This is a genomic window from Kitasatospora sp. NPDC101108 (assembly GCF_055584725.1).
The window spans coordinates 503,017-521,600 of sequence record NZ_JBVJLM010000001.1; the positions used below are offsets into that span (position 1 = coordinate 503,017).

The following is an 18,584-nucleotide window of genomic DNA, read 5'->3' on the forward strand; positions in this document are numbered from 1 at the left end:
GGGCGGTGGTACCAGTACGTGTCACCGCAAACTCGACGGAGGCCCACATGACGACCGCCAACGGCTGGACGGATGAACTGCTCGACCGGATGCGCGCCACCGGCGACCCGCTCGGGGACACCGCGATCGCCGAGACGTACGCGCTGGGACAGCAGGAGCAGGTGCGGAAGGCACTGCTCGGCTTCGGCCGGAACACCGACACCGTGCCGCCCGGGCTGCCGCCCCAGCTCCAGCGGTACTTCGAGGAGACGGCCGTGCTGCCGCCCTGGGCGGACCGGGCGCTGATGGAGCGCGGCCACGAACTGCTCGGCCGCTACCAGCCGCTGATCGCCGCGGTCCTGCTCTGCGGCTCGCTGCCGGTGTGCTACAGCTGCGGCAACGGGGCCGAGGTGCTCGCCCGCTCCCAGCGCCTCACCTCCGGGGTGTACCGGCGGCTGATGGAGACCTCCCAGTTCGTCGTGGACGTGCTCGACGACGACGGCCTGGGGCCGAGCGGTCGCGGGCTCCGCTCGGCCCAGAAGATCCGCCTGCTGCACGCCACCATGCGCTACCACGTGTCCCAGCTCGGCGACTGGGACGCCGCCCGGCTGGGAATGCCGATCAACCAGGAGGACCTGGCCGGCACGCTGATGAGCTTCTCGGTGGTGATCCCGCGGGGCCTGGCCAAGCTGGGTGTCGAGCTGCTGCCCGAGGACCGGGACGCCTACTTCCACATCTGGCGGGTGATCGGCCATGTCCTGGGGGTGCACGAGCAGCTCAACCCCCTCAAGTTCGGCGACGGTTCGGCCCTGATGGACGTCATCCTCAACCGCCAGCAGCACCCTTCGGAAGCCGGCACGGCACTGACGAAGGGCGTCCTGGACTTCATCCGCGAGGTGCTGCCGGTCCCGCCTGGAGCGGGTCCCACGCTGATCCGGCACCTGATCGGCGACAGGTCCGCCGACCTCGTCAAGGTGCCCCATGCCGACCCGGTCAGCCGGCTCGGGGTGAGCGCCGGCGCGCTTCCCAACTTCGGCTACGGCAAGGCGGGGGACACCGTGCCGATCGTCGCGAAGGTGGCGAGCCAGCTGGGGCTGCTGGTCTTCAAGGAGGGGCTGCTGCTGACCAACCAGGGCCGCCGCCGCGACTGGCAGGTTCCCACCGGTCTGACCGACTCACCGTCGTGACCTGATCGCGGCCGTCCTCGACGACCCGCGCCCGGGACAGGCCGGGGCGCGGGTCGTCAGCAGATGGCGGGCGGGTCATCGGCGGGTCATCGGCGGGTCATTGGCGGTGGCTCAACGACCTTGCAGCGACCTGACGTTGTCGCCGAAGCTCCAGCCCTTCGAGCCGTCCCAGTTGAGCGACCAGGTCATCAGCCCCTTCAGCGCTCCGCCGAACGCGCTCCACGACTGGCCGACCGATCCCGGATCCATGTAGCCGCCGCCCGCACCGGGTTGGGCCGGCAGGCCGGGCACCTGCTTGTCGTAGGGCACGGTGATCGTGGTGCCCTGGACGGTCAGCCCCTTGGCGAGGCAGCTGGTCTGCGCGGTGAAGCCCTGGACGGTGCCGGCCTGGTAGGAGTCGCCGGAGCAGCCGTACATGCTGCCGTTGTAGTACTGCATGTTGAGCCACCACAGCTGCCCGTTGTCGACGTACTTCTTGATGATCGGCAGGTAGGCGCCCCAGATCGAGCCGTAGGTGACGCTGCCGCCGGTGACGTAGGCGGTCTCGGGGGCCATGGTCAGGCCGAAGCCGGCGGGCATCTGGGCCAGTACGCCGTCGATGATGCGGATCAGGTTGGCCTGGGAGGCGGACAGCGTGTTGATGCTGCCGCTGCCGGACAGGCCGGTCTCGATGTCGATGTCGATCCCGTCGAAGTTGTACTTCTTGAGGATCGGGACGACGGTGGCCACGAACCTGTCGGCGACGGCGCTGGAGCTCAGGTCGATGCCCGCGGCGGCGCCGCCGATCGACATCAGGATCGTCGCGCCGGCGGCCTTGGCCTGGCACATCTCGGCGGGGGTTGACACCTTGACGTTGGTGTCCATGCCGTCCTGCCACTGGACGGTGCCGTCCGAGAGGATCACCGGGAAGGCCGCGTTGATGACGTTGTAGCCGTGGGCGGCGATGCGGCTGTCCGTGATGGGGACCCAGCCCAGGCCCGGGTGCACGCCGTTGGAGGCGCCGTCCCAGTTCTCCCAGTAGCCCTGGAGGACCTTGCCCGCGGGCTTGGGCTTGGTGGGGCAGGTATCCCCCGGCGCCGGTGTCGTGGGCGGCGGGGTGGTGGGCGGGGTGCTGGTCGGCGGGGGCGTCGTGGGCGGCGGGGTGGTGGGCGGGGTGGTCGGCGGCGCGCTGGTCGGGGTGGCGGTGGGCGAGGGGCTGCTGCCGCCGGGGCCGGTGAGCGACACGTCGTCCGCGTAGTACGCGGGCTGCCCGTACCAGCCGTGCAGGTAGACCGTCACCGAGGTGGTGGTGGGGCCGGTGGTGAAGCCGACGCCGAGCCGGCCGTACGAGGCGTTCCCCGCCGTCCAGGTGGAGGGGTCGCTTCCGCCACCGGTTCCGGTCGCGCCCAGGTAGACGTAGCTGCCCTGGACATAGGCGCTCAGCGTGTACTGGGAGTTGGGCTGCACGCTGACGGTCTGGCTGCACTGGGCGTCGTCCTGGCCGCTCGGCGTGGCCTGGAGCGCGGAGGCGCCGGAGTGGACCGGGCTGCCGACGACCGTCCCGGAACCGCCGGAACACGTCCAGCCGGAGAGTCCGTTCTCGAAGCCGGGGTTGGACACCAGGTTGGTGGTGGCGGCTCCGGCGGTGACCGGGCCGACCGCGGCGATTCCGGCCCCGATGACGGCGGCGGCGCTCAACCCGGCGAGGGAACGCATCAGGACGCTCGGGCCCTGTTCGGTGCGGCCGGGATCCGGGCTGCGGTGGAAACCACCCGACGACGCGCGCGTGGCGCGCGGCCTCCGACGGAACATGCTGTGCTCCCTTCCCGCCGGGCGCCAAGGGGGAGTGACCGGCGCGTGGGGGCGTGCCGCCCGGCTGTGGGTGAGGTGGGGACATGTGGGGCTGTGCCGGACCGGATCGTAGGAGGGCGGGCGGAGTCGGTCAATAGGTCTGGACCATTTAGGTCTGGACCAATTTCGCGGGATGGCCCTCGCGGGCCACGCCGTCCCGATCGCGACCGAACCGCGCAACTGGCGCCCGCGCTACGGCCTCCGCCGCTGGGCCACCGTCTTCCCCTCGGCAACGCTCGCCCCCCCACCGCCCGCCAGGGCCGCTGACTCCGCGAGCACGACCCCCGTACGATGCTGCGGGTGATCAAGGAAGAGCCCGCGAACGCCGCCGTCACCCCGCCGCGCCCCCTGGACGTCATCGCGATCTTCCCGGAGCTCGCGACCCACGCCAGGACTGCGGTCCGCCTCCACCCGGCACCGGCCGAGCCGGGCCCGCGCGACAGCTCGGTGGGCGGACCGCTCGCCTGGCCCGAGGACGAGCCGTGGCCGACCTGCCCGGGCGGCACCCACCTGAGCCACTCCCGGCCGCACCGCCCCGCCAACGTCCGGGGCGAGCGGTCGACCCGGTCCGCCCACCACGGCGAGATCAGCTGGGACGCGATACCCGAGGACACGTCGTGGCCGCTGCTGCCGGTACTGCAGGTGTACGCGCGTGACGTGCCCTGGTACGACGGGTTCCCGGCGGGCACGGACGTGCTGCAGATCCTGTGGTGTCCGTTCCAGCACACCTACGGCGGTCCGGCGGCGCCGTACAACGGCATCGCCGGGCCATGGGTCCAGGTCCGCCACCGCCGTAGCAGTGACCTCGGAGACCGCTTCGCCACCCCGCCGGAACCCCTCGCCATCGGCGAACCCGGCTACCTGCCCACCCCGTGCCTGCTGCGCCCTGAGCCGGTGACCGAGTACCCGCACCCGGGCGCCCTGGGCGAGGAGTTCGAGACCCGGGTCGACGAATGGGAGCAGGCGACCTTCCCCCTGCCCGACGACCCCGAGGACTACGATCCGCGCTACTCCTGGGACCTCTCCACGGCCCCCGGCTGGAAGCTCGGCGGCCACGAACCCTGGAACTACCAGGGCTACTTCGGTCCGGTCCGCTGCGGCAGCTGCGGCAGCGCGATGCACTTCCTCGCGGCGGTCGCCAGTAACGAATGGGACGGCGGCACGGAGAGCTGGGCCCCCGTGGGGTCCCTGGACGGGCGCCCCGGCGACCGCCGCCGGCGCCAGGAACCGACCGACGTCCTCGGGGGCCTGGAGACCCTGCGGATCTTCACCTGCCCCCGCTCCCCCGACCACCCGGTCGTCAGCGACTTGGTCTAGCCCGGACGGCGGCGCGCGGTGCGGGGAACGCCTCCTGACGCTGTGCGAGCCGGTGCGCGGGACGTCGGAGGGGCCGACTTCCCACGCACCGGGCACCCGGTCAGTCGCTGGTCGAGGTAGCCACGCCGACGCCGACGGAGCGCCCGGTACCGACGACGGGCCGGGGTGAGAGGCCGGTCTAATCGGTGGGCGGCGCCGGGCACGTGGCGGGCGGGCACGGCGGGCAGGTGGGCGCCGGCTGGACGCAGACGGTCACGGAGTCGGTGTTGTTGTCGGGGTGGAGATCGGTCTCGTTGCCGTGGGCGGTGGCGGTGTTGACGACCCGCCCGGTGACGGTGGCCTTGGCCCGGAGGGTCAGGGTGGCCGTGGCGCCCGCGGCCAGCGTCCCGACGCTCCACACCCCGGTGGCGGAGTCGTAGTCCCCGGCCGTGGCCGTGGCGGAGAGGAAGGCGAGGCCCTTGGGCAGGGGGTCGTCGACGGTGACTCCGGTGGCCTGGTCGGGGCCGTTGTTGTGCACGGCGACGCGGTAGCTGACGGTCTGTCCCACGGTGGCGGTGGTGGCATCGGCGGACTTGGTCACGGCCAGGTCGGCGGCCGGGAGCACCTGGGTGTCGGTCACGTTGGAGGTCGCCGTGAGGGGCTGCGGGGTGGGGCCGAGGCGGTTCTCGTAGCTGGCGGTGGCGGTGTTGGCGACGGTGCCGGCGGCGACGGCCTCGTCGACGGTGACCCGGAACTCCACCGTCGTCCCGGTCGGCAGGGTGTCGGCGTTGGGCAGGCTGCCGCCCTGGCCGGCCGTGGCGCCGTTGCCCAGGTTGAACACCACCCGGTTGTTCGCGGCGTCGAAGAACGCCTGGTCGTCACCGGCCCGGTCGGTCTTCGGGCCGGTGTTGGGCCCGTTGACGATGTTCAGCGACCCGGGCACGTAGGTGGTGCCGGCCGGGATGGCGTCGGTCACGACCAGGTTCTCGGCGTTGCCGCCGCCCTGGTTCTCGGCGACGACGCGGTAGGTGATGACGTCGCCCACCCGCACCGGCCCGACCGGGATGGCGTACTTGGTGAGGGTGACGGAGGGGGCGGTGCCGAAGAAGATCCCGTCGAGGAAGTTGCCGACCGACTGGTTGCCGCCGGCGGCGGAGACGGAACGGAACGCGAAGCGGGTGGTGGTCTGCCCGGCCGGGACGGTGTAGGTGCCGGTGTAGAAGCCCCAGGCGGTGTTGCCGTCGGTGAACTGCCGCTGCTGGACGACCGCGCCGGGGGCCCCGATGTCCAGCGCCATGGTGTCCTGGCCGAGCCGTCCGCGGTGGTAGAGGCGCCAGTAGAGGACGGCGCCCGGAGTGGTGGGCAGGTCCTGGTAGAGGGTGGAGACCTGGTTGGCGTTCAGCTCGGCGAACTGCGTGCCATGGGCGGCCGGGACGCCGTTGAAGCCGTCGTGCCAGATCTCGATGACGTGGTCGGTCGCGGTGGTCAGCCACCCCGGGACGTGGTTGGGGGCCTGGGTCTGGGAGGCGTCGGGGAAGAACCCGACCCCGGTGGTGACGGTGGGCTGCTCGAAGCTGCCGTTGACGAGGGCGATGCGGGACGGGACGGGCGTGGTCACGGTCGTTCCCCTTCGGGCCGGTGGTGCGTGCGACTACCGAGCCTCAGGGTGACTGATCGTTTTTATACGCACGAGGGCGTGCGGGCGACACCCGCAGCACGAAAGGTGGTGAAATGCCCGGATCGCACCCGGTGGTGATCGATCGGGCGCGAACCAAGGCCGGGGCGCGGCACCGAACATCCGCACGCCCCGTCCGAACGGGGTTTCAACCCGTCCACCGCGCGCCGCCGCCCCCTCGGAGCCTGTCCCCTCCGCGCCCGCCTGCTCGGAGCCCGCCCACTGGCCGCCGTGCGGGCTGCGCGGGCAGGCCGCTCAGGCCGTCGGCAGCGGTGCCGGGGCGGCCGGGCCGGTGTAGCGGGCCGACGGGCGGATGATCTTCGAATCGGCGGCCTGCTCCAGGATGTTGGCGCTCCAGCCGATCACTCGGCCCGCGGCGAAGGTGGGGGTGAACATCTCCCGGGGCAGGCCGCACAGGTGCATGACCACACCTGCGTAGAACTCCACGTTGGTGTGGAGTTCGCGCCCCGGCTTCAGCTCCGCCAGGATCGCCTCGACCTGGGCCTCGACCTGGACCGCGAGGTCGACCAGCTCGCCGCCGAAGGACTGCGCGACGCCGCGCAGCATCCGGGAGCGCGGGTCCTCGGTGCGGTAGACGGCGTGGCCGAAGCCCATGATCCGGTCGCCGGCCAGCACCCGCTCCCGGATCCAGCCGTCGATCCGCTCCGGGGTGCCGATCGCGTCCAGGGTGTCCAGCGCCCGGCTGGGGGCGCCGCCGTGCAGCGGTCCGGAGAGCGCGCCGAGCCCGCCGACCAGGCAGGCCGCCAGGTCGGCCCCGGTGGAGGCGATCACCCGGGCGGTGAAGGTGGAGGCGTTGAAGCCGTGGTCCACGGTGGATATCAGGTACTGCTCGATCGCTCGGGCCTCGGCCGGCCCGGGCTCCTTCCCGGTCAGCATGTAGAGGTAGTTGGCTGCGTGGCCGAGGTCCTCGCGCGGCTCGACCGGCTGCTCGCCCTTCTGCAGCCGGTACAGCGCGGTGAGCACGGTGGGCACCAGCGCGGCGGCGAACAGGGCGTCCTCGACGCGCTGTTCGGGGGCGGTGTCGTAGAGCGGCCGGATGCCGCGGTCGGCGGCGGCGATCGAGAGCGCGGCGCCCAGGGCGGTGAGCGGGCCGCCGTGGGCGGTGCTCGCCGCAAGGGTGGGCAGCACCGGGCGGAGCGCGTCGGGCAGTCGGCGCAGCGGTGCGGTACGGGCCAGGAAGGCGGCGCGCCCGGCCGGGTCGGGGAGTTCGCCGAGCAGCATCAGGTGCCAGACGTCCTCCAGGGTGCGCTGCTCGGCGAGGTCGATCGCCGAGTACTGGCGGTAGTGGTAGAAGCCCTCCAGCCCGCGGACGTCGCTGAGTTCGGTCTCGGTGACCACGACGCCCTTGAGTCCGCGCGGGACCTCGATCTCGGTGGTGCTCGGGGTGTTCGACATGGCGGGAGTCCTCCTGGGGGTGTTCGTTCCCGTTGACGTTCTGTACTCTCCGACTGTTGATCCATATTGTCAATGTTGACTGTAATCAATGTGGAATACTGTGGATCGGGATCGATCACCATCAAGTCGCGGGACGAGGACGAGGGCAGACCATGACCGAACGCCTGACCACCCAGCAGGTCGCCGAGCAGCTCGGGGTCAAGGTGGAGACGGTGTACGCCTACGCCAGCCGCGGCCAGCTCAGCAGCGAGCGGGCCCCGGGCGGCAGGGGCAGCACCTTCGACGCCCGCGAGGTGGCTGAACTGGCCGCCCGCGGCCGCCGCGCACCGGTGCGCCCGGCGGGCGCGGCGTCGGTCGGCGACGCCCCGGCCGTCGACCGCTCCGGCGCCGAGGCCTGGCCCGGTGGGCCGGTCACGGTGCGGAGCGCGCTGACCCTGATCGAGAACGGCCGGCTCTACTACCGGGGGCGGGACGCTGTCCGGCTCGCCGCCGAGCACGGCTTCGAGGCCGCCGTCGCCTGGCTCTGGGGCCTGGGCACCGACGCACCGGTCTCCCTGCGGGTGCCGCCCGCCACCGCCGAGGCCCTCACCCGGGCCGCCGCCGCGCTCCCCGACGGGATCCGGCTGCCCGACCGGCTGCGGATCTCGGCCACCGTCGCCGCCGCGCTCGACCCGCTCCGCTTCGACCTGCGCGAACAGACCGTACTGGCGGCCGGCTCCGCCCTGATCGCCGCCATGGTCGAGGCCCTGCCCCGCACCGCGCCCGACCCCGGGCCCGACGCCACCCTCGCGGCCCGGCTGTGGAGCCGCCTCGCCACCACCGCGCCCACGCCCGAGGCGCTGGCCTGCCTGGACCGCGCCCTGGTGCTGCTCATCGACCACGAGCTGGCGGTCTCCACCGTGGCGGCCCGGGTCGCGGCCTCGGCGCGGGCCCACCCGTACGCGGTGGTCTCGGCCGGCCTCGGCGCCACCGACGGCCCGCTGCACGGCGCGGCCAGCCCGCTGGCCCACCGGATGCTCGCCGAGGTACTGGCCGACGGCGCCGTACCCGTGGTCTCCGACTACCTGCGCACCGGCCGGCCGATCCCCGGCCTCGGCCACCGCCTCTACCCGGACGGCGACCCCCGGGCGGTCGCCCTGCTCGAAGCCGTCGCCCGGCTCGACGGCGGCGCGGCCGTGGTGGCGGCGGTCGCCGAGGTGGAAGCGGCGGCGGGGCCCGCCGGTCGGCCGGCCCTGCGGGCCAACATCGACCTCGCCCTCGCCGCGATGGCCCTCGCCGCCGGCCTCCCGCCGGAGGCCGGCGAGGTGGTCTTCGCCGTCGCCCGCACCCCGGGCTGGCTGGCCCACGCGGTGGAGGAGTACCGAGAGGAGCCCCTACGGATGCGCGCCCGAGGCCTCTACAGCGGGCCTCGGCCGCAGCAGGACTGACCCCGCGTCGGGTCCGAGCGGAGTTCCGAGGGGCCGTCCGCCGAACTTCCCTAGCCGGCGGGCTTCCAGAGGGTGAGCAGGAAGCTGTACGCCGGGGGGTCGAACGGCTGCCCGGTCGGCTTCACGTCGGTGAGCTTGAGCATGGCGAGGTTCCCCTTGTCGGTGACCGTGCAGAGCACGTCGCCCTTCTTCAGGGCCTTCTGGTCGATCAGCGCCGTGTTGCTGAGCTCCGCGGGCAGGGGTGAGGTGTCCACCGACTGACGGCACTGCTCGGGTGACGTGCCCGGGCTCTTGGCCATGGGGGTGCGGAAGTGCATCCACTGGAGGAGGTAGTAGAAGTCGGCCTGGTGGTCGTCGAGATCGCCGCTCGGCACCACCTTGGGCGTGTCCAGATCGACGGTGATCACCGCGCCGATCACCGGCGGGCCGACGAGCAGCGGACGGTCGACGAAGACCGGCTCGTAGCCGCTCTTCGGGGTGGCGGTGGCGGACGCCGTGGCGGGCGGGGCGGCGGACGCCGTGGCGGGCGGGGCGTCGGCGGGCCGCGGGCCCGGGGTCCCGGTCGCGGCCGCTGAGGCGGGCGCGGTCGTCGTCGGCGTGCCGGTGGCCGCGGTGGTACCTGACGTGTCGTCGCCGGACAGGAACCAGGCCGTACCGGCGGCGACCACGGCCAGGGCCGCCACGAGGGCGACTGCCATCGGCGTCCGTCGACGCGACGGCCGCTCCACCGCCGCCGGGGGCGCGGCCTGGGTGGGCGCGCTGTGCACGTCACCGCCGCCGGGATGGCTCGACACCTCGGTGGGCACGTACGTGGCCGCACCCGCCCGGCCCTCCGCTGCCGGTACGAACGGCGCCGCCCCCGCCAGCAGCCGCTCGGTCTCGAACCCGCGCTCGGCGACGGCCGCGGCGACCGGTGCCGGCAGCCAGCCCTCGCCGGGCTTCAGTGCGCGGCCCAGGGCGCGCTCGCACAGCTCCGCCAGCTCACTCGGCGTCGCCCGGGCCGCCGGGTCGGCGGTGAGCGTACGCTCCAGCAGCGGCCGCAACTCCTCCGGGTACCCGGTCAGGTCCGGCGGCCGCAGCTCGGTGTTGGCGATCTGGGTGGCCACGGTCAGCGCGCCGCCCGAGCCGTACGGGTGCCGGCCGGTGGCCGCGACGGCGGCGATCAGGCCGAGCGAGAAGACGTCGGCGGCCGCGGTGACCTCGGCACCCGTACCGTGCTCGGGCGACATGTACTGCGGGGTGCCGATGAAGCCGCCGCTGCGCGTCAGCTGGGTGGCCTCGGCGGCCCGCGCGATCCCGAAGTCGATCACCCAGGGGCCGTCCGCCCCGAGCAGGATGTTGGCGGGCTTGAGGTCGCGGTGGACGATCCCGGCCGCGTGCACCGACGCCAGCCCGCGGGCCACGCATCCGACGAGCTCCAGCGCCACGGGCACCGGCAGCGGGCCGAACGCCGCCAGCGCCTCGTCCAGCGGCAGGCCGGGCACGTACGCGGTCGCCAGCCAGGGCTGTCGGCCGCCCGCGTCGTGGTCCAGCACCGGCACCAGGTGGTAGCCCCGCACCTGCTGCGCCGCCCGCACCTCGTGCTGGAAGCGGCGGCGGAACTCCGCGTCCTCCGCGAACTCCCGGCGGATCACCTTCAGCGCGACCGGCTGCTTCCCTCGCGTGCACGACAGGTACACCGACCCCATGCCGCCCTCGCCGATCCTGGCGAGCAGCCGGTAGCCGGCGATCTCCCGCGGTTCATCCGCCCCGAGCGCACCCAGCGCGCCACTGTTCCCACCGATGGGACCCACCCCCGATCACGTTGAAGATCAACAATAGTGGGTCGGCCACGGAGGGTCGCGCGGCCTGGCCCCGACGACGCCCGTCCGTCCGTCCGTCCGACCGCCGGAATCGTTGACAGTGCCACGACGGGCTCCTAGCGTGGCGCACTCGATTACCCGCAAGTAGGGACTGCTGATGGCCGAGCCCCGTGCGTACGACCTCGTCCTGTTCGGTGCCACCGGCTTCACCGGCGGACTCACCGCCGAGTACCTGGCCCGGGCCGCGCCCGAGGGGTGCCGCTGGGCACTCGCGGGACGGGATGAGGGCAGGCTCGCCGCCGTCCGGGCGAAGCTGGCGCGGATCGACCCGCGCTGCGCCGAACTCCCCCTCCTGGTCGCGGACGCCGCCGACCGCGAGGCGCTGCGTGCCGTGGCCGCCGACACCCGGGTGGTGATCTCCACGGTCGGCCCGTACCTGCAGCACGGCGAGCCCCTGGTGGCGGCCTGCGCGGACAGCGGCACCGACTACGTGGACCTCACCGGCGAGCCGGAGTTCGTCGACCGGATGTACCTGCGGCACCACGAGCGGGCGCTGGCCACCGGTGCGCGGCTGGTGCACGCCTGCGGCTTCGACTCGGTGCCGCACGACCTCGGCGTGCTGTTCACCGTCGAGGAGCTGCTGCGCCGCGGCGGCCCGGCGGCCCGGATCTCGGTCGAGGGCTTCGTCCGCGCCGGCGGCACCGTCTCCGGCGGCACCTTCGCCTCGGCGATGACGGCCTTCTCCCGGCCGCGGGCGATGGCCCGGGCCGCCCGGGCGCGCCGCGCGGTGGAGCCCCGGCCGAAGGGGCGGCTGGTCCGCACCCCGGCCGGCCGCCCGCACCGGTCGCGGGCGGCCCGCGCCTGGGCGCTGCCCCTGCCCACCATCGACCCGCAGGTGGTGTCCCGTTCGGCCGCCGCGCTGGACGAGTACGGCCCGGACTTCGGCTACGCGCACTACGCGGCGGTGCGCCGGCTGCCGATCGCCCTCGGCGGTGTCGCGGCCGTCACGGCACTCGCCGTCGCCGCCCAACTCCCGCTGCTGCGCCGGGCCCTGGGGCGGCTGCGCAGGCCCGGCGACGGCCCGAGCGCGGAGCAGCGGGCACGATCCTGGTTCTCCGTCCGGTTCGCGGCACGGGCACATGACGGGCGGACGGTCCTCACGGAGGTGTCCGGGGGCGACCCCGGCTACCAGGAGACCGCGAAGATGCTCGCGGAGTCGGCGCTCTGCCTGGCGTACGTCGATCTGCCGCCCCTGGCGGGCCAGTTGACCACGGCGGTGGCGATGGGTCGACCGCTGATCGACCGGCTGATCGCGGCGGGCATCTCCTTCCGGGTGCTGGACACCCCGCCGACGACCGCTCCCGGCCGCTACAGGGCCTGAGCCCGGGCGGGCGTCCGGATCACGTCACCATGACCCGGCCGCCCGACTGCCCGACCGCTCGACTGCCCGGCCGCCCGCCTGCCCGCGCCCGGCCGCCCGACTGCCCGCCTGCCCGACTGCCCGACTCAGGCGGTACCGAGCGGGTTGAGGAGGGCGAAGCGCCAGCTGCCGTCGGAGGGGTCCTGACGGGCGATGTTGGCGGTGGTGCCGGTCGGCGCCACGCGCTCGCCGGCGGGGGTGTCGATCTCCATGGTCCAGTCGGTGACCAGCAGCGCGGTGCCCGCACCGACGAGCGTGTGCCGCTGGACGTTCGTGAGCCGGCCGCGGGCGGCGACCGTCCCACCGATCTCGGCGCGCAGCGCCCCGGGACCGGTGATCAGGTCGCCGGAGACCGTGCGCATGGCCGCACCGGGCGCGAACAGGGCCAGGACTGCGTCGACGTCCCCGGCGTTCAGGGCGTACTCGAAGGCGACGGGCAGCTGCGCGGGGTCGGTGATGAGGGGGGTGGACATAATGAACGGGCCTCGCTTCTCGAAGAGTTGACAGTGGCGGCGACGCTCTGCCGCCGTGACTCCACGATCCCGCCGCGGCCGCCCCGCAGGCGAGGTAGGGTCGGGACTCGTGATGGTCGAAACTGGACAGCGCGACGTCATCGACATCGCCTACGACAACCCGGACCGACTGCACACCGGCATCGAGGTGCTGACCTTCGACGCCCTGAAATCCCGGCTGAAGAGCTCGGTGGCCCGTCGGCCGAGCCGCCTGGACTTCCACCAGCTGCTCCTCGTGCGGGGCGGCGAGGGCACGGCGATGGTCGATTTCGTCACCCACCCCTGCGCCCCCGGCACCCTGCTGCACCTACGGCCGGGCCAGGTCCAGCGGCTGCCCCACGACCCCGGCGGCCACCCCGCCGAGTTCGACGCCGTACTGGTCCTCTTCACCGCCGACTTCCCGCCGCCCCTGCCCTCGACCCGCTCCGCGCTCGACGGATTCGGGCCCGTCGCATGGCACCTGTCACCCGGCGACCAGGCCGCCTTCGACCGCGCCACCACAGAACTGGCCGCGGAGTACGCGACGCTCCAGGCCGCCCGCGAGACCGCCGAGCTGACGGGTGCCCTCCTGCGCCAGCTCCTCGGCGCGCTCCTCATCCGCATCGCCCGCCTCCCCGGCCCGGCCGCGCACCCCGCCCCCGGCACCGAGCTCCACCTCGCCTTCCGCCGCGAACTGGAGCGCTCCTTCGCCACCACCCGCTCCGTCGAGGACTACGCCGCCCGCCTCGGCTACTCCCCGCGCACCCTCACCCGCGCCTGCCTGGCCGCCACCGGCCGCACCGCCAAGCAGCTCGTCGACGCCCGCGTCGCCCTCCAGGCCCAACGCCTCCTCGCCCACACCGACCTGCCCGTCGCCACGATCGGCCGCACCCTCGGCTTCACCGAACCCACCAACTTCGGCAAGTTCTTCACCCGCGAAACCGGCCAGTCCCCGGGCACCTTCCGCCGCACCCAGCGCTGACCCTCGACCCTCCCGTCGGCCGGGGCCGCTCCTCCCCCCTCCCCCGCACCCCCACCCGCGCCCGCCCGGCCGACGACCTCGGCGAGGGTGCCCCGTGGATCCCTGCCGGGCTCCCGGGGCTCAGCGGCCCGCCGCGGCCACGCCGTCAGGCGTTCCTGCCGCGTGCGGCCACACGCCAGCGGCCGACGAGCTCGCCGCCGCTGACCACGGCCACGTCGTCGACCAGGTTCACCGCCACGCAGACGTGGTTGGGGATCACGCGCAGCCGTTCGCCGAGCCCGGGAAGGTCGCTGTCGGCGGGCCAGACCACGGTGGCATGGTGCTCGGAGAGCGCCGTGATGCGGGCTCCGGGGTGGTCCATGAGCCGGCCGAAGCCCGTCGCCCACGCGGGCCGGTCGCCGCCGAGGACCTTGCTGCCCGCGTCGAGGACGACCCGCCGGGGCGTGGTGTCGTCCCCCTCGTGACGGCTGACGACGGTCGCCGCGACCGTCAGCGCGATGTCCGCCGTGGAGCACCGGCCGAGTTCCAGCTGCTGCGCGTCGCCGAACACGTAGACGCCCGGCCGTACCTCGGTGACCGCCGAGCTCCCGGTCAGCTCCGCGGTGGGGGTGGAGCCGCCGCTCACCCGCGTCACCTCGAAGCCCGCGGCGGTGAGCGCCTCGACGGCCTCGCCGAGGGCCTTCTCCTCCTCCGCGGCGGCCCGTTCGGGCATGTCGGGCGCGTAGCCGTGGCCTGGGAAGGTGAACACTCCCCCGACCCGGAGCCCGGCACGGGCCGCCGCGTCCGCGACCTCCACCGCCCGGGCCGGACGGACGCCGCTGCGGTGGTGGCCGCTGTCGATCTCCACCAGGACCTCGACGTCACCGGCCGCGGCTCCGAGCTGACGGCCCGCCGCCTCGGCCGCTTCGACGGAGTCCGTGCCGATCGCGATCCTGGCCCGGGTGGTGAGCCGGCGCAGCCGCTCCGCCTGGCGGGGCCCGATCCAGAGCGGATAGGCGATGAAGAGATCGGTCGCGCCGTGCTCGGCGAAGACCTCGGCCTCGCCGATGGTCGCCACCGTCAGCCCGACGGCCCCCGCCGCGAGCTGCCGCGCGGCGACCTCGGGCATCTTGTGGGTCTTCGCATGGGGGCGCAGCCGCAAGCCCTTGGCGGACAGGGCGGCCGCCATGCGCTCGATGTTCCTCTGGAGCACGTCCAGCTCGACCACGATGTCCGGGGTGTCGATCTCCACCGGGATTCCGCTCATCTCGTTCCTTTCCGACTCGATTCGCACCGGCCGTATTCTCGCTGCCCCGGGCCCGGTCCTGGCAATTCCCGTCGACCCGGCCACCGGCTCCGACCCCTGGCCGGACCTGCCGGCCGCCCGGCCAGGTCGCCGCCCGCCGACGAGATCTGTCGCCCCCTGGCCGCCGGACCTGCCGGCCACCCTCCTCGATGGCCTGATGTGACAGATCCTGGTCATTGCGGCCATGGCCGGCCCGGCGGAATGATCAGGGCATGCCCCCACCGCACCGCGTCGTGATCGCCGCCTTCCCCGGAATCGAGCTGCTGGACGTCACCGGCCCGGCCGAAGTGTTCTCCGTCGCCACCCGGGTCGCCGGAGCCGACCGGCCGGGCTACCTCGTGCGGATCGCGACGGCGGACGGCGGCCCGGCGGCCACCTCCGGCGGCGTCCGGCTGATGGCCGACCTGGCCCTCGACGACGTGGCCGGTCCGATCGACACCCTGCTGGTGGCGGGGGCGATCGAGATCGTCGACGGCGGCGTGGAGCCGGTGATCGATCCCGAGGTCACCGACTGGTTGCGCCGTACGGCCTCCCGCGCCCGGCGGGTCGGCTCGGTCTGCGCGGGAGCCCACCTGCTGGCCGCGGCCGGGCTGCTCGACGGCCGGCCCGCCACCACGCACTGGCTCACCGCCGCCCGGCTGGCCGCCGAGCACCCCCGGGTCAGGGTCGACCCGGACCCGATCTTCATCCGGGACGGACAGGTCTGGACCTGCGCCGGCGTCACCTCCGGGATGGACATGGCGCTGGCCATGGTCGCCGAGGACCACGGCCAGGACCTCGCGCTCGCGACCGCCCGGATGATGGTGATGTACGTCAAACGTTCCGGTGGACAGAGCCAGTTCAGCGTGCCGCTGTCCGTCCAGGGCTCCGAGGACGACCGGATCGACGAACTGCGGATGTGGATCGCCGAACACCTCACCGAGAACCTCTCCCTCGAAGCCCTGGCGGCCCGGACGCACCTGAGCGTGCGCCACTTCACCCGGCTGTTCCAGCAGCGCACCTCCACGACACCGGCCGCCTACGTCGAGGCGGCCAGGCTGGAGGCCGCCCGGCGGCTGCTGGAGGAGAGCGACCGCAGCCTGCCCGAGGTCGCGGCCGCCAGCGGCCTCGGCTCCGTGGAGACGCTGCACCGCGTCTTCCGGCGACGGCTGGGCACCACCCCGGCCGAGTACCGCCGCCGCTTCTAGCCAGACACCCCCCCACCCCACGAGGAGAGCCATGTCCCGTACGAAGGTCGTCCCGGTCCCGGTCATGGGCCGGCACAACATCAACGCCTACCTGCTGCTCGGCCGCAGGCCCGTCATCGTCGACGCCGGGACCCCCGGGAGCGGCCGTCGGATCCTCGACCAGGTCACCGCCCACGGCGTCGACCCCGCCGACGTCGCGCTGATCGTCCTCACCCACGGCCACATCGACCACTTCGGTTCCGCCGCCGAACTGCACCGGCTCACCGGCGCGCCCGTCGCGGGCCACGTCGCGGACCTCGGGCCGTACCGCTCCGGCCGGGTCCGCGAGCCGTACCTGCCCACCGGCCCGATGGGCCGCCTCATGGCCCGCAACCAGAACCTCCACGTCCAGGCCGAGCCGGTCGAACCCGGCGTTCTCGTCCGCGGCGAGACGAGCCTGGAGGACTACGGCGTCGCCGCGCGCATCATGCCCACCCCGGGCCACACCGCCGGGTCGGTCTCCGTCCTCACCGACGACGGGGACCTCGTCGCCGGCGACCTGATCGCGGGCTCCTTCATGGGCCTGATCCCCGGCAGGCCCGCCAACCCGCCCTTCCACGACGACCCCCGGCAGAACCTCGCCAGCCTCCGCCGCATGCTCGCCCTCAACCCCACCGCCCTCCACGTCGGCCACGGCACCGCCCTCGACCCGGACCGGGTCCGCCGGTGGGCGGAGAAGGAACACGCCCGCCTCACCCGCCTCGACACCGCCGGACGCCTCACCACCCGCGCCGAAGATCAGGAATCACCGACCAGGTGACCCCCCGCACGCTCCGCACCCGACGAGGCGGGGATCCCCGCGGGTCGGGACATTGGCCGTCGGCGCGTTGTGGTTGTCCTTACCGCAACCGTGCCCTGAGGGCTCAGCTCCAAGCCCGGCTCCAGTGCAACCCGTTCGGGGCTGCCAGCGCCGCCCTTGGCGCGCGGTCTACACCCATCGGGCCTGTCCTGACGTCCCCTTGACGCCCCTGCGGCCGAACGGGTGCGGCCCCGTCCTGTCATGATCTGTGGCCATGGACCTGGAGACGCTGCTGCGCCGGCTCGCCGACGAGTACATCGAGGACCCCTGGGACCGGCCGGAGGAGTACCACCACGCCGGTGACGCGACCTTGCCCGGCCTGCCGCCGGGCTCGCACCCGGTGCACATCGGCGCCGAGATCATCGACAACGCCGCAGTCGGGGCGGAGGAGGCGTTCGTGGTCCTGCTGCTCGTCCAGCTGGGCCCGCCCGAGCGGATCGCCGAGGCCGAGTTCGTAGCGGCCGCACCGCACTGGCAGGCTCTCAGCGCCGACCTCGGACTGCTGTGGGACGCCGCCACCATGGAGCACCGGACCGGACCGGGCCGCCACCAGCGCGTCTGGCTGGCCCGCCAGATCGCCCCGAACATCAGCCTGCCCGCTCTCCCGACCTTCGCCCAGAACGCCGTCTGCCGCGAGGGCCGCACGGCCGACGGGGCGCTGGTCGCCCTGCTCTTCACCGGCAACCAGCGGCCCTCCTGAGCGTAAATCAGTTGAGCGGGCACTCGGCGGCATGCGAACCTCCCCGCGACGACGCCGATGTCAGGAGACCCCGTGACCAGTACCCTCCCGCCCAAGGTGGCCGCCCTGTTCCGTGACGGGCGCCTGGAGGTCATCCCTCGCAAGGCCGCCCGCCGCGACCCGTTGCTCGACCACCTCGCCGCGACGCTCTTCGAGCCCGGCCGCGACTACCGCGAGGTCGAGGTCAACGAGGCCATCCGCACGGTGCACGACGACTTCCCGGCGCTGCGCCGCTACCTGGTCGAGAGCGGCCGGTTGAGCCGGGCCAAGGACGGCAGCAGCTACCGCCGCGCGAGCTGACGCCGAGGAGCGCCTACGAGCTGCACCGAAGCGCCGCCCACAGGTCCAGCTGGTCCTCCAGCTTGAGCAGGCTGCGGCCGGTGAGGTCCTCGATCCGCTTGATCCGGTAGTGCACCGTATTGACGTGGATGTGCAGCGCCTCGGCCGTCCTCGACCAGGAGGCGCCCAGGCGGAGGAAGGCGTCCAGAGTGTCCAGCAGCGACACGGAGTTGCTCCGGTCGTGCTCGAGCAGCGGTACCAGGAGCCGCTGGCGGAACACGGTGGTGACCTCGGCCGGGCAGGATTCCAGCACACCCTGGTGTTCGAAATGATCGACGAGGCGAGTCATCTGCTCTACCTCATCTTCGGCACCCGCCACGGGCGGGGCGTGGAGAAGATGAAGGAAGCGATGTGGGTCGTAGACACCACCTCCGGTGTCCGCTACCGCGACCCCAAGGGCCCGAACCAGCAAGCCCTCGACCTCGAACTCGAACCGGACACCGGACCTCTGCGCCGCATCCTGCTCGATCACCTGCACACGGACCCGATCCCGCGCACCGTCGATCAGCTCAAGAAGTACACCCTCCTGGAGACCGTCTACCGCCCCGCCCAGGTCATACCCCTTCTGAAGCGGATGCGCGACGAACGGGACATCGACGTCTCGCCCGGCCGGATCATCGGCACCAGCACGGTCGAAACCCTTCAGCAGAGCGCCCTGTTCTGAGCGAAGGCCGAGCCTCAAGGTGCGGCC

General features: G+C 73.4%; 17 protein-coding genes and 1 pseudogene. 10 read left to right on the forward strand and 8 right to left on the reverse strand.

Going from position 1 to position 18,584, the window contains the following annotated elements; translation table 11 throughout:
* Positions 1-47 precede the first annotated feature (47 nt).
* Positions 48-1,166 carry an oxygenase MpaB family protein gene (locus ACZ6Z8_RS02245; RefSeq protein ID WP_465605463.1) on the forward strand — a complete coding sequence of 373 codons (1,119 nt, stop codon included), beginning with the start codon at positions 48-50 and terminating at the stop codon, positions 1,164-1,166.
* 111 nt (positions 1,167-1,277) lie between these two features.
* Here the strand turns inward: ACZ6Z8_RS02245 and ACZ6Z8_RS02250 are convergent, their stop codons facing one another.
* A complete protein-coding gene (locus ACZ6Z8_RS02250; RefSeq protein WP_465606307.1) occupies positions 1,278-2,390 on the reverse strand; it encodes a chitinase in 1,113 nt (370 codons plus the stop codon).
* Positions 2,391-2,432: 42 nt separating this feature from the next.
* A pseudogene (locus tag ACZ6Z8_RS02255) lies at positions 2,433-2,957 on the reverse strand (carbohydrate binding domain-containing protein); the annotation flags it as partial.
* A 339-nt stretch (positions 2,958-3,296) separates the two neighbouring features.
* Between ACZ6Z8_RS02255 and ACZ6Z8_RS02260 the strand changes: the two are divergent.
* Positions 3,297-4,313: a hypothetical protein gene (locus ACZ6Z8_RS02260; protein ID WP_465605465.1), complete on the forward strand. Its 1,017-nt coding sequence runs from the start codon at positions 3,297-3,299 to the stop codon at positions 4,311-4,313.
* A gap of 178 nt (positions 4,314-4,491) precedes the next feature.
* Here the strand turns inward: ACZ6Z8_RS02260 and ACZ6Z8_RS02265 are convergent, their stop codons facing one another.
* Both ACZ6Z8_RS02265 and ACZ6Z8_RS02270 read right to left on the reverse strand, forming a co-directional pair.
* A complete protein-coding gene (locus ACZ6Z8_RS02265) occupies positions 4,492-5,910 on the reverse strand; it encodes a DUF7507 domain-containing protein (protein WP_465605467.1) in 1,419 nt (472 codons plus the stop codon).
* 312 nt (positions 5,911-6,222) lie between these two features.
* Positions 6,223-7,383 (reverse strand): citrate synthase/methylcitrate synthase, encoded by a 1,161-nt coding sequence (locus ACZ6Z8_RS02270; RefSeq protein ID WP_465605468.1) that lies wholly within the window; start codon positions 7,381-7,383, stop codon positions 6,223-6,225.
* A gap of 152 nt (positions 7,384-7,535) precedes the next feature.
* Here ACZ6Z8_RS02270 and ACZ6Z8_RS02275 point away from each other — a divergent pair, with 152 nt between their 5' ends.
* Complete coding sequence (locus tag ACZ6Z8_RS02275; RefSeq protein WP_465605470.1) at positions 7,536-8,810, forward strand: citrate synthase; 1,275 nt, start codon at positions 7,536-7,538, stop codon at positions 8,808-8,810.
* Positions 8,811-8,860: 50 nt separating this feature from the next.
* Here the strand turns inward: ACZ6Z8_RS02275 and ACZ6Z8_RS02280 are convergent, their stop codons facing one another.
* Positions 8,861-10,603 carry a serine/threonine-protein kinase gene (locus tag ACZ6Z8_RS02280; RefSeq protein WP_465605472.1) on the reverse strand — a complete coding sequence of 581 codons (1,743 nt, stop codon included), beginning with the start codon at positions 10,601-10,603 and terminating at the stop codon, positions 8,861-8,863.
* A 166-nt stretch (positions 10,604-10,769) separates the two neighbouring features.
* Here ACZ6Z8_RS02280 and ACZ6Z8_RS02285 point away from each other — a divergent pair, with 166 nt between their 5' ends.
* The gene (locus ACZ6Z8_RS02285) at positions 10,770-11,993 is read left to right on the forward strand and encodes a saccharopine dehydrogenase family protein (protein ID WP_465605474.1); all 1,224 of its coding nucleotides are present in this window, start codon (positions 10,770-10,772) and stop codon (positions 11,991-11,993) included.
* A gap of 125 nt (positions 11,994-12,118) precedes the next feature.
* Here ACZ6Z8_RS02285 and ACZ6Z8_RS02290 read toward each other — a convergent pair whose 3' ends face one another.
* Positions 12,119-12,505: a YybH family protein gene (locus tag ACZ6Z8_RS02290; protein WP_465605475.1), complete on the reverse strand. Its 387-nt coding sequence runs from the start codon at positions 12,503-12,505 to the stop codon at positions 12,119-12,121.
* A 112-nt stretch (positions 12,506-12,617) separates the two neighbouring features.
* Between ACZ6Z8_RS02290 and ACZ6Z8_RS02295 the strand changes: the two genes are divergently transcribed.
* Positions 12,618-13,505 carry a helix-turn-helix transcriptional regulator gene (locus ACZ6Z8_RS02295; RefSeq protein WP_465606308.1) on the forward strand — a complete coding sequence of 296 codons (888 nt, stop codon included), beginning with the start codon at positions 12,618-12,620 and terminating at the stop codon, positions 13,503-13,505.
* A gap of 145 nt (positions 13,506-13,650) precedes the next feature.
* Here ACZ6Z8_RS02295 and ACZ6Z8_RS02300 read toward each other — a convergent pair whose 3' ends face one another.
* A complete protein-coding gene (locus tag ACZ6Z8_RS02300; protein WP_465605477.1) occupies positions 13,651-14,751 on the reverse strand; it encodes an alanine racemase in 1,101 nt (366 codons plus the stop codon).
* Positions 14,752-15,002: 251 nt separating this feature from the next.
* Here ACZ6Z8_RS02300 and ACZ6Z8_RS02305 point away from each other — a divergent pair, with 251 nt between their 5' ends.
* The 4 genes from ACZ6Z8_RS02305 (at position 15,003) to ACZ6Z8_RS02320 (ending at position 17,854) form a co-directional block, all read left to right on the forward strand.
* Positions 15,003-15,977 (forward strand): GlxA family transcriptional regulator, encoded by a 975-nt coding sequence (locus tag ACZ6Z8_RS02305; protein ID WP_465605479.1) that lies wholly within the window; start codon positions 15,003-15,005, stop codon positions 15,975-15,977.
* 31 nt (positions 15,978-16,008) lie between these two features.
* The gene (locus tag ACZ6Z8_RS02310) at positions 16,009-16,776 is read left to right on the forward strand and encodes an MBL fold metallo-hydrolase (protein WP_465605481.1); all 768 of its coding nucleotides are present in this window, start codon (positions 16,009-16,011) and stop codon (positions 16,774-16,776) included.
* A gap of 253 nt (positions 16,777-17,029) precedes the next feature.
* Positions 17,030-17,515, forward strand: a complete 486-nt coding sequence (locus ACZ6Z8_RS02315) for a hypothetical protein (RefSeq protein ID WP_465605483.1) — start codon at positions 17,030-17,032, stop codon at positions 17,513-17,515.
* Positions 17,516-17,587: 72 nt separating this feature from the next.
* Positions 17,588-17,854 (forward strand): DUF2087 domain-containing protein, encoded by a 267-nt coding sequence (locus ACZ6Z8_RS02320; RefSeq protein ID WP_465605485.1) that lies wholly within the window; start codon positions 17,588-17,590, stop codon positions 17,852-17,854.
* A 13-nt stretch (positions 17,855-17,867) separates the two neighbouring features.
* Here ACZ6Z8_RS02320 and ACZ6Z8_RS02325 read toward each other — a convergent pair whose 3' ends face one another.
* Positions 17,868-18,059 (reverse strand): PucR family transcriptional regulator, encoded by a 192-nt coding sequence (locus ACZ6Z8_RS02325; protein ID WP_465605486.1) that lies wholly within the window; start codon positions 18,057-18,059, stop codon positions 17,868-17,870.
* A gap of 15 nt (positions 18,060-18,074) precedes the next feature.
* Between ACZ6Z8_RS02325 and ACZ6Z8_RS02330 the strand changes: the two genes are divergently transcribed.
* A complete protein-coding gene (locus ACZ6Z8_RS02330) occupies positions 18,075-18,557 on the forward strand; it encodes a hypothetical protein (RefSeq protein WP_465605488.1) in 483 nt (160 codons plus the stop codon).
* Positions 18,558-18,584 lie beyond the last annotated feature (27 nt).